We start from the raw sequence: 8479 nt of genomic DNA, 5'->3' as shown, positions 1-8479 counted from the left end.
CCTCGACCCCCTGACCCCACCCCTTCCGGAGGACTCCCGACATGAGATGGACCCGGCGCCTGCGCCTGTGCACGGCGGGGGTGGTGGCGGCGTCCGCCCTGTTCGCCGCTCCCGTCACCGCCCGGGCCGCCGAGCCGAGCGACGCTCAACTGACAAGCCTGGTCAACCCGTTCATCGGCACCGAGAACGAGGGCAACACCTATCCCGGTGCCGCCGTGCCCTTCGGCATGGTGCAGTTCTCACCCGACACCGGTCACAACACCGGCTACGACTACTCTCAGAACCACATCCGCGGCTTCTCCCTGGTGCATCTGTCGGGCGTCGGCTGCGGGCTGGGCGGCGACCTGCCGGTCCTGCCCACCACCGGGGACGTCACCCAGACCGACTACGCCCGCTACGCCGCCGAGTTCAGCCACGACGACGAGACGGCGAGCCCCGGCTACTACGAGGTCGGCCTGAAGACCGGCATCAGGGCCGAGCTGACGGCGACGCCGCGCACCGGCGTGCAGCGGTACACCTTCCCGGCCACCGACAAGGCCAACGTCCTGCTCAACGCGGCCCAGTCGCTGCACACCGGCGTCTCCTCCACGGTCGAGATCCTCGACAACCGCACCGTGCGCACCGCCATCACCGGCCGCGGCTTCTGCCAGGACACCAAGCCCTACACCGTCTACACGATCACCCGCTTCGACCGGCCCTTCACCGCGTACGGCACCTGGGACGGCCCGAGAGTGACCTCGGGCTCGAAGGCCGGCCGGGACGGCGCCTACGTCCGCTTCGACACGACGAAGGACCGCACCGTCGAGGCGACCACCGCCCTGTCCTACGTCGACGCGCACGGCGCGGCCGTCAACCTCCGCGCCGAGGGCGGGCGTTCCTTCGACGCCGTACGCCACGGGGCGGAGCGGGCCTGGGAGGACCGGCTCGACGACGTACGCGTCAGGGGCGGCGACGACAGCCTGCGGCGGACCTTCTACTCGTCCCTGTACCGGTCCTTCCTCGCGCCCAACATCGGCAGCGACGCCGACGGCCGCTACACCGGCTGGGACCAGCGGATCCACCGCACCGACGGCTTCACCTACTACCAGAACTGGTCCCTGTGGGACACCTACCGCACCCAGTCCCAGCTGCTGTCCCTGCTCGCGCCGCGCGAGGCCCGGGACATGGCGATCTCGGTCATCAGGATCTCCGAGGAGAGCGGCTGGCTGCCCAAGTGGGGCTACGGCACGGTCGAGACGAACATCATGACCGGCGACCCGGTCACCCCGTTCCTGACCAACGCCTACCAGCAGGGGCTGCTCAAGGGGTACGAGGAGCGGGCCTACCGGGCGCTGAAGCGCAACGCCGACGGGGTGCCGCCGTCGGACTCCCCGGCGGTGGGACGGGAGGCGAACAAGGAGTACATCGCCGAGGGCTTCGCCCCGTACATCAAGGGCCGCCCGCACGTGAAGCCCGGCGACTCGGACTACGACCACGGCGCCTCGGCGACCCTGGAGTACGCCCTGTCGGACGCGATGCTGGCCCAGATGGCCCGTGACCTCGGCCATTCGGGGGACGCGGTGCGCTACGCCGCCCGCGCCCAGAGCTACCGGAACATCTTCGACTCCTCGACCGGCTTCTTCCGCGCCCGAGACGCCTCCGGCGCCTTCACCGGCCCGGCCGACCCGGCGCAGAGCGAGGGCTTCCACGAGGGCACGTCCTGGCAGTACCAGTGGCTGGTGCCGCAGGACCTGCCCGGGATGGTCTCCCTGATCGGAGGCGAGCGGGCCGCCAACGCCCGGCTGGACTCCTTCTTCGCCTACGACCAGTTGCTCGCCGACCCGGCGAGGACGGCTCGTGAGGTGTGGGTCAACGGGCCCTATGACTACTACAACGCGGACAAGTACAACCCGCAGAACGAGCCCGACCTCATCGCCCCGTACACCTATCTGTCGACCGGTCAGCCCTGGAAGACCACCGACGTCGTGCACGCGGCGCTGACCCTCTTCACCGACACCCCGACCGGCATGACCGGGAACGACGACCTCGGCACCATGTCCGCCTGGAACGTGCTGTCGTCGATCGGGATCTTCCCGGTGCAGCCCGGCTACGACACCTGGGGCCTGTCCACGCCGGTCTTCGACCGGGTCGACCTGACCCTGGACCGGCGCTACTACCCGCACGGCGCCCTGCGCATCTCCGCACCCGGCACGTCCGGCACCGACCGGTACATCCAGTCGGCCCGCACCGACGGAAAGGCGTACGACCGGACCTACCTGACGACCGGTGGGCTGCGCTCCCTGCGCTCGCTGTCGTTCACGGTCGGCCCGCACCCGTCTGAGTGGGGTACCTCGGCCCTGGCGGCGCCACCCGCGCTGAAGTAACCACAGGTGTCCCCTGAGTCCCGCCCCTTCCAGAGGGGCGGGACTTAATCCGTTGTTAACTGAGCGTAGCTTGATCGTACTTGACCGTAATCGCTTGTCGGGGGTTGACTGCTGGCTCACCCTTCGTCGATGCGAGGCAAGCCATTGACTTCTGACCTGCTCGCTCCTCTCGACCTGGCGTTCTGGAACATCGAGTCCGCCGAGCACCCCATGCATCTCGGCGCCCTCGGGGTCTTCTCGGCCCACTCCCCGACCGCGGGAGCCCACGCCGCCGACCTGCTCGCCGCGCGGGCCGCTGCGGTGCCCGGGCTGCGGATGCGGATCAGGGACGTGTGGCAGCCCTTCTCCTTCCGGCCGCTGGCCTTCGGCGGGGCCACCCGGGAGCCCGATCCCGGCTTCGACCCCCTGCACCACGTCCGGCTGCACGCCCCCACCGCCGACTTCCACGCGGTGGCGGGCCGGCTGATGGAGCGTCCGCTCCAGCGCGGCCGGCCGCCGTGGGAGGCACACGTGCTGCCCGGGGAGGACGGCGTCTCCTTCGCCGTGCTGTTCAAGTTCCACCACGCCCTGGCCGACGGGCTGCGGGCGCTGACGCTCGCCGCCGCCGTCCTGGACCCGATGGACCTGCCCGAGCGCCGGCCGCGCCCCCAGGAGCCCCGGCGCGGTGTCCTGCCCGACGTACGCAGACTGCCGGAGCTGGTCAGGGGCGCCGTGTCCGACGCGGGGCGCGCCCTCGACATCGGCGCGTCCCTCGCCGTGTCCGGACTGGGCGTGCGCTCCTCGGCGGCGCTGGCCGCCGAGCCCACCGGCAGGCGCCGCACCGCCGGTGTCGTGATCGACCTCGACGACGTGCACCGCGTCCGCAAGTCCGAGGGCGGCACCGTCAACGACGTGCTCATCGCGGTCGTCGCGGGCGCCCTGCGCCGCTGGCTGGACGAGCGCGGCGACGGCAGCGAGGGCGTCCGGCCACGCGCCCTGATCCCGGTCTCCAAGCGCCGCCCGCGCACCGCCACCCCACAGGGCAACCGGCTCTCCGGGTACCTGATACGGCTCCCGGTCGACGACCCCGACCCGCTCGGCCGGCTCGGCACGGTGCGCGCGGCCATGGACCGCAACAAGGACGCCGGGCCCAACCGGGGCGCGGGCGCCGTCGCGCTGCTCGCCGACCATGTGCCGCCGCTGGGCCTCAGGCTCGGCGGTCCGCTGGCCGGCCAGGCCGCCCGGCTCTGGTTCGACATCCTGGTCACCAGCGTCCCGCTGCCCAGCATCGGACTGAAGCTCGGCGGCAACCCGGTCACCGAGGTCTACCCGCTCGCCCCGCTGGCCCGCGGCCAGGCCCTCGCGGTCGCCGTCTCCACCTACCGCGGCCACGTCCACTACGGCCTCGTCGCCGACGCCAAGGCCGTACCGGACCTGGACCGCCTGGCCGCGGCCCTCACCGCCGAGGTCGAGACCCTCATCACGGCCTGCGGTTCCTGATCACGACGAGTTTGGAGGACCGGGGCGGCGCTCCGTAAAATCCACCCTTCGACAAGCGGGTGCGATCGGAGCGCCGCTCGGTGATCAGGGAAACGGCAGCGCGATGACGGTGACAGAGGACGGCCCGGCGGCCACGGACGAGGTCGTGTACGGGCCCGGCATCGACCCCGAAAGGCTCGCCGTCTGCCTCAGCGTGCTGGAGGAGCTCGACAAGCTGGAGGTCGACCACCCCGACGCGATCGCCGTGCGCCGGGCCACCGCCGGTATATACCGCACCGTGAAGCAGCGCCGCCGCCAGGAGCGCCGGGCCGCCAAGACCGCGCACGACAAGGCGGTCACCGAGGCCACGGCGACCGGCTCCGCCCAGCGCATCGACGACGAGACCGAGGGCATCCTGCCGTCCTCGGCCACCGAGGAGGGCAGGATCGCGGGGATACTCCAGCGCCCGCGCTCCTGCTACACCTGCAAGACCCGGTTCGTCGAGGTCGACTACTTCTACCACCAGCTCTGTCCGGACTGCGCCCGCCTCAACCGCGGCAAGCGCGACGCCCGCGCCGACCTCACCGGCAAGCGGGCCCTGCTCACCGGCGGCCGCGCCAAGATCGGCATGTACATCGCGCTGCGCCTGCTGCGCGACGGCGCGCACACCACGATCACCACGCGTTTCCCCAAGGACGCCATCCGCCGCTTCAAGGCCATGGACGACTCGGCGGAGTGGCTGCACCGTCTGGAGGTCGTCGGCATCGACCTGCGCGACCCGGCACAGGCCGTGGCCCTGGCCGACCAGGTCGCCGAGAACGGCCCGCTGGACATCCTGATCAACAACGCGACCCAGACCGTGCGCCGTCTGCCCACCGCCTACGCGGCCCTGGTCGACGGCGAGAGCGCCCCGCTGCCCGCCGGGGAGCTGCCCGCCCACCACGTCATCGGCGCCTTCAATTCCGGCGCGGTCGACGGCCTCGCCGCCCTGCCCCTCGGCACCAGCGGCCTCGACGCCCAGAAGGTTGCCGACCTGGCCCTGGTCGCGGGCAACGCCAGCGTCGCCCGGCACCTCGACGGCACCGCCATCGACGCCGGCGGCCTGGTCCCGGACGTCGTAGAGACCAACACCTGGGTGCAGACCATCGAGCAGATCTCCCCGGTGGAGCTGCTCGAGACCCAGCTGTGCAACTACACGGCGCCGTTCATCCTGATCAGCAAGCTGCGCCCGGCGATGGCCGAGGCCGCGCGCCGGGCGCCCGGCAAGCGGGCCTACATCGTGAACGTGTCCGCCATGGAGGGCGTCTTCGGCCGCGGCTACAAGGGCGCGGGCCATCCGAACACCAACGCCGCCAAGGCCGCCATGAACATGGTGACCCGGACCAGCGGCCAGGAGATGTTCCAGACCGACGGCATCCTGATGACCTCGGTCGACACCGGCTGGATCACCGACGAGCGGCCCCACTACGACAAGCTGCGCCTGGCCGAGGAGGGCTTCCACGCGCCGCTCGACCTGGTCGACGGGGCCGCGCGGGTCTACGATCCGATTGTGCGCGGCGAACAGGGCGAGGACCTGTACGGCGTCTTCCTGAAGGACTACGCGCCCGGGAAGTGGTGATCCGCGATCGTGCGTGTGGCCCGGCGCCGGCCGGGAACCCGCCCCCTGGTGATAACCGCGTCAGGGAGTGACCATGAGCAGTCCACACGGTGTTGATCCGCGAGCGCACGACGACCCGCGCAACCGGTATCCGACCGACGAACAGTTCTACGGCAACGACCGCCCCGACAACGCCGAACTGCCCGAGGACCGGCCGCGCGGCGCAGGCAGCGGCGAAACGAGCCCGGTGAAGCACCGCGGCACGTGGGCCACGGTCGCACTCGTCGCCTGCATCGTCCTGGTGATCCTCCTGGGTATCGCGTTGTTCCCGTGAGGGAGCCACAGCCACCGTCATGAGCGAGGTGGTGCGTATGAGCGAAGCCGGTCGTGGACGGCGTACTCCGGCCCGGAGTACGCCGTCCTGACGCGTGTGCCCCCATCCACCAGCAGCTCCGCGCCGGTGATCCACCCGGCCGCGTCCGAGGCCAGCCACACCACCGCCCGCGCGATGTCGTCCGGTTCGCCGATCCGCCCGAGCGGCAGCCCGGCGGCCAGCCGCTCCTCGCCCGGCTCCCATACGAACCGCGCCATCTCGGTGCGCACCAGACCGGGGGAGACCGCGTTGACCCGCACCTTCGGCGCCAGTTCGCCCGCGAGCTGCCGGGTGAGGTGCAGCAGTGCCGCCTTGCTGGTGCCGTAGGCCCCGACGTTCGGGCCGACATGCCCGGCGCCCTCCGTGCAGATGTTCACCACCGCGCCGCCGTGCTCCCGCATCCATGCCCGCCAGGCCCCCTGCACCAGCCTCAGCGGAGCCTCGACGTTCACCGCGAAGGCCGCGGCCCACGCGTCGGGGTCGGCCTCCATGAGCGGCCCGAAGGGCTGGTTCGTCGCCGCGTTGTTCACCACGACGTCGATCCGGCCGAACGCGCTCATGACCGCCTCGACGACCTCCCGCGGATGCCCCGGATCGGCGACGCTGCCGCTCACGCCGATGCCGTCCAGTTCGGCGGCCGTGCGCCGCACGTCCTCCGCGTCCCGCGCGGTCACGCACACCCGCGCCCCGGCGGCGGACAGCCGCTCGGCCACCGCCCGCCCGATGCCGCGCGTTCCGCCGGTGACGACGGCGGCCCTGCCCTTCAGCCCGTCCTGCGCGTACGACGACGTCATCGCCGTACCGTCTCATGACGAACCGTCAGTCGACAGCCCCGAGACGGGAGTTCCGCGCGGCGACCAGTTCCAGGACCGTGCGCCAGTCCTCCAGGACCCCGGCGTCCAGGCCCGCGGTCCGGCTCTCCTCGTCCGCCAGCCGCAGCCGCAGGAGGTCGTCGTCGTGGGCGGGGCCGTGCCGCCGTACGAGACGGTAGACGCGCTCGCCGAGCAGGGGCCGTACGGCCTCGGCGGCGCGCTCGGCGCCGAGGCGTTCGTCGCCGGGGCAGATCAGCTGCCCGATGTCCTGCACCAGGCCCGCCACCTGGAGTTCCTTGTCGGCGGGTCGGCTGCGGCGCAGCAGCGCGGCGGTGCGCAGCGCGTGCTGGTGCCAGCAGGCGTGCAGCAGATCCATCAGCTCTTCGACACTGCGCAGCTCCATGCGTCAGTCCTCCCGCCGGACAAGCCGTTGCCGTCCGTCAGCAGATCATGGCCGTGTTTCGATTCGGCCAACGGCACTTGAACTGCGTGGCCACTTCAGTGCGGACCGTGATGGCCGTCCTGGTGCGTGTGATGGTCGCTGTGGGTGTGATCGTCGTGGTGCGCATGGGCGGAGTGGTCGCCGTGCCCGTGTCCGTGCTCGTGCCCCGCGTCGGTGTCGTCCGGTGCCCCGCCCATCATCCGCAGCATCGCCGCCCCGCCCGTGCGTGCGAAGCGCCACACCAGCACCGCCGCGAGCAGCAGGAACACGATGTTGAGCCAGGTCGTGTAGTTCCAGGAGACACCCTCGTCGGGGATCTTCGCACTGCTCTGGTCCGGCACGAGCCCGAGGCCGCCGAAGACGAGCTCCACCACGTAACCGGCGAGGACCATCGCCGCGTAGAAGGTCGCCAGCAGGAAGGCCGTCATGCGCGGCCCGTAGTACTTCCGGTAGATGTTCAGGATCGGCAGGATCAGCAGGTCGGCGAAGATGAACGCGACCACCCCGCCGAAGCTGATGCCGCCCTTCCACAGGACCACCGCCAGCGGCACGTTCCCGATGGAGCAGACGAACGAGGCGATCGCCACCAGCGGGCCGAGCAGCGGACCGACGATCTTCGCGGCGAGCGGATGGCCCTCCAGGAAGAAGGACTGCCAGAAGGAGTCGGGCACCCAGGCCGCGATCGCCCCCGCGATGAGCAGCCCCACCACCAGGTCCCGCAGGATCGCCGCCCACTCCATGACGAACACGTGGGAGACGGAGGTGAACCCGTTCCGGGACAGCAGCCGCCGTACGAACGACCCCTCGCCACCCACCGACATGTCCATCCCGGCATGGCCCTCCATGGATCCGGCGATCCCGCGTTCGGCCTGCTCGCGCGCCTGGCGCAGCAGGCGCTCGCGCAGGAACAACCGGAACAGCACGGCGAGCAGGACGATCATCACCGGGCCGCCGGTGAACTCCGCCAGGGTGAACTGCCAGCCCATCAACAGGGCCAGGATCACGCCCAGTTCGACCACCAGGTTGGTCGAGGCGATCTCGAAGGCCATCGCGGCGGTGAAGTTCGCGCCCTTGCGGAACAGGGAGCGGGCGAGGGCGACGGCGGCGTAGGAACAGGACGAGGAGGCGGCGCCCAGGCCCGCGGCGAGGGTCAGGGTGCGGGGCCGGTCGTCGCCGAGCAGCCGGACGATCGTGGAGCGGCGCACCACCGCCTGGACGACGGCGGACAGCGCGAAGCCCAGCACCAGGGCCCAGGTGATCTCCCAGGTCATCGATCCGGTGATGGACAGCGCGTGGAGGATCGCGTCCATGAGGTCCCAGCCCTTCGATGTGACACCAGTCCACGCGACTGTACCCCCTGGGGGTATGAATATGTCAGAGGGGGATCAGGACGGAATCAGGAGGGAATCAGGGGGGATCAGGAGGGGATCAGGG

7 protein-coding genes are annotated in these 8479 nt (G+C 71.2%); 4 read left to right on the top strand and 3 right to left on the bottom strand.

What is annotated here, in order from left to right; translation table 11 throughout:
- Nucleotides 1-41 precede the first annotated feature (41 nt).
- From GRC12_RS38480 to GRC12_RS38465, 4 genes are all read left to right on the top strand, one after another.
- Complete coding sequence (locus tag GRC12_RS38480) at nt 42-2363, top strand: GH92 family glycosyl hydrolase (protein WP_208784977.1); 2322 nt, start codon at nt 42-44, stop codon at nt 2361-2363.
- A 144-nt stretch (nt 2364-2507) separates the two neighbouring features.
- Complete coding sequence (locus GRC12_RS38475) at nt 2508-3842, top strand: wax ester/triacylglycerol synthase family O-acyltransferase (RefSeq protein ID WP_208784975.1); 1335 nt, start codon at nt 2508-2510, stop codon at nt 3840-3842.
- Nucleotides 3843-3945: 103 nt separating this feature from the next.
- The gene (locus GRC12_RS38470; RefSeq protein WP_208784972.1) at nt 3946-5439 is read left to right on the top strand and encodes an SDR family NAD(P)-dependent oxidoreductase; all 1494 of its coding nucleotides are present in this window, start codon (nt 3946-3948) and stop codon (nt 5437-5439) included.
- Between the two features lie 73 nt (nt 5440-5512).
- On the top strand, nt 5513-5752 hold the full coding sequence (locus GRC12_RS38465; protein WP_208784970.1) for a hypothetical protein: 240 nt from the start codon (nt 5513-5515) through the stop codon (nt 5750-5752).
- A 17-nt stretch (nt 5753-5769) separates the two neighbouring features.
- Here the strand turns inward: GRC12_RS38465 and GRC12_RS38460 are convergent, their stop codons facing one another.
- From GRC12_RS38460 to GRC12_RS38450, 3 genes are all read right to left on the bottom strand, one after another.
- Nucleotides 5770-6585 carry an SDR family oxidoreductase gene (locus tag GRC12_RS38460; protein ID WP_208784968.1) on the bottom strand — a complete coding sequence of 272 codons (816 nt, stop codon included), beginning with the start codon at nt 6583-6585 and terminating at the stop codon, nt 5770-5772.
- A gap of 25 nt (nt 6586-6610) precedes the next feature.
- Complete coding sequence (locus GRC12_RS38455; RefSeq protein ID WP_208784966.1) at nt 6611-7006, bottom strand: hypothetical protein; 396 nt, start codon at nt 7004-7006, stop codon at nt 6611-6613.
- A gap of 95 nt (nt 7007-7101) precedes the next feature.
- Entirely contained in the window at nt 7102-8355 is a 1254-nt protein-coding gene (locus tag GRC12_RS38450) for a permease (RefSeq protein WP_208784964.1), read from the bottom strand.
- Between the last annotated feature and the right edge of the window lie 124 nt (nt 8356-8479).

It is taken from the genome of Streptomyces griseorubiginosus, assembly GCF_017614965.1.
GTDB classification, from domain to species: domain Bacteria; phylum Actinomycetota; class Actinomycetes; order Streptomycetales; family Streptomycetaceae; genus Streptomyces; species Streptomyces griseorubiginosus_B.
Note: the sequence above shows the minus strand (reverse complement) of the source record. Positions and strands in the feature narration are given on the sequence as shown.

Bases quoted from the DNA above. Each gene is read 5' to 3' on its own strand.
- GRC12_RS38450 (WP_208784964.1), bottom strand. From the start codon at position 8,355: ATGGACGCGATCCTCCACGCGCTGTCCATCACCGGATCGATGACCTGG.
- GRC12_RS38470 (WP_208784972.1), top strand. From the start codon at position 3,946: ATGACGGTGACAGAGGACGGCCCGGCGGCCACGGACGAGGTCGTGTAC.
- GRC12_RS38480 (WP_208784977.1), top strand. From the start codon at position 42: ATGAGATGGACCCGGCGCCTGCGCCTGTGCACGGCGGGGGTGGTGGCG.
- GRC12_RS38465 (WP_208784970.1), top strand. From the start codon at position 5,513: ATGAGCAGTCCACACGGTGTTGATCCGCGAGCGCACGACGACCCGCGC.
- GRC12_RS38460 (WP_208784968.1), bottom strand. From the start codon at position 6,585: ATGACGTCGTCGTACGCGCAGGACGGGCTGAAGGGCAGGGCCGCCGTC.
- GRC12_RS38455 (WP_208784966.1), bottom strand. From the start codon at position 7,006: ATGGAGCTGCGCAGTGTCGAAGAGCTGATGGATCTGCTGCACGCCTGC.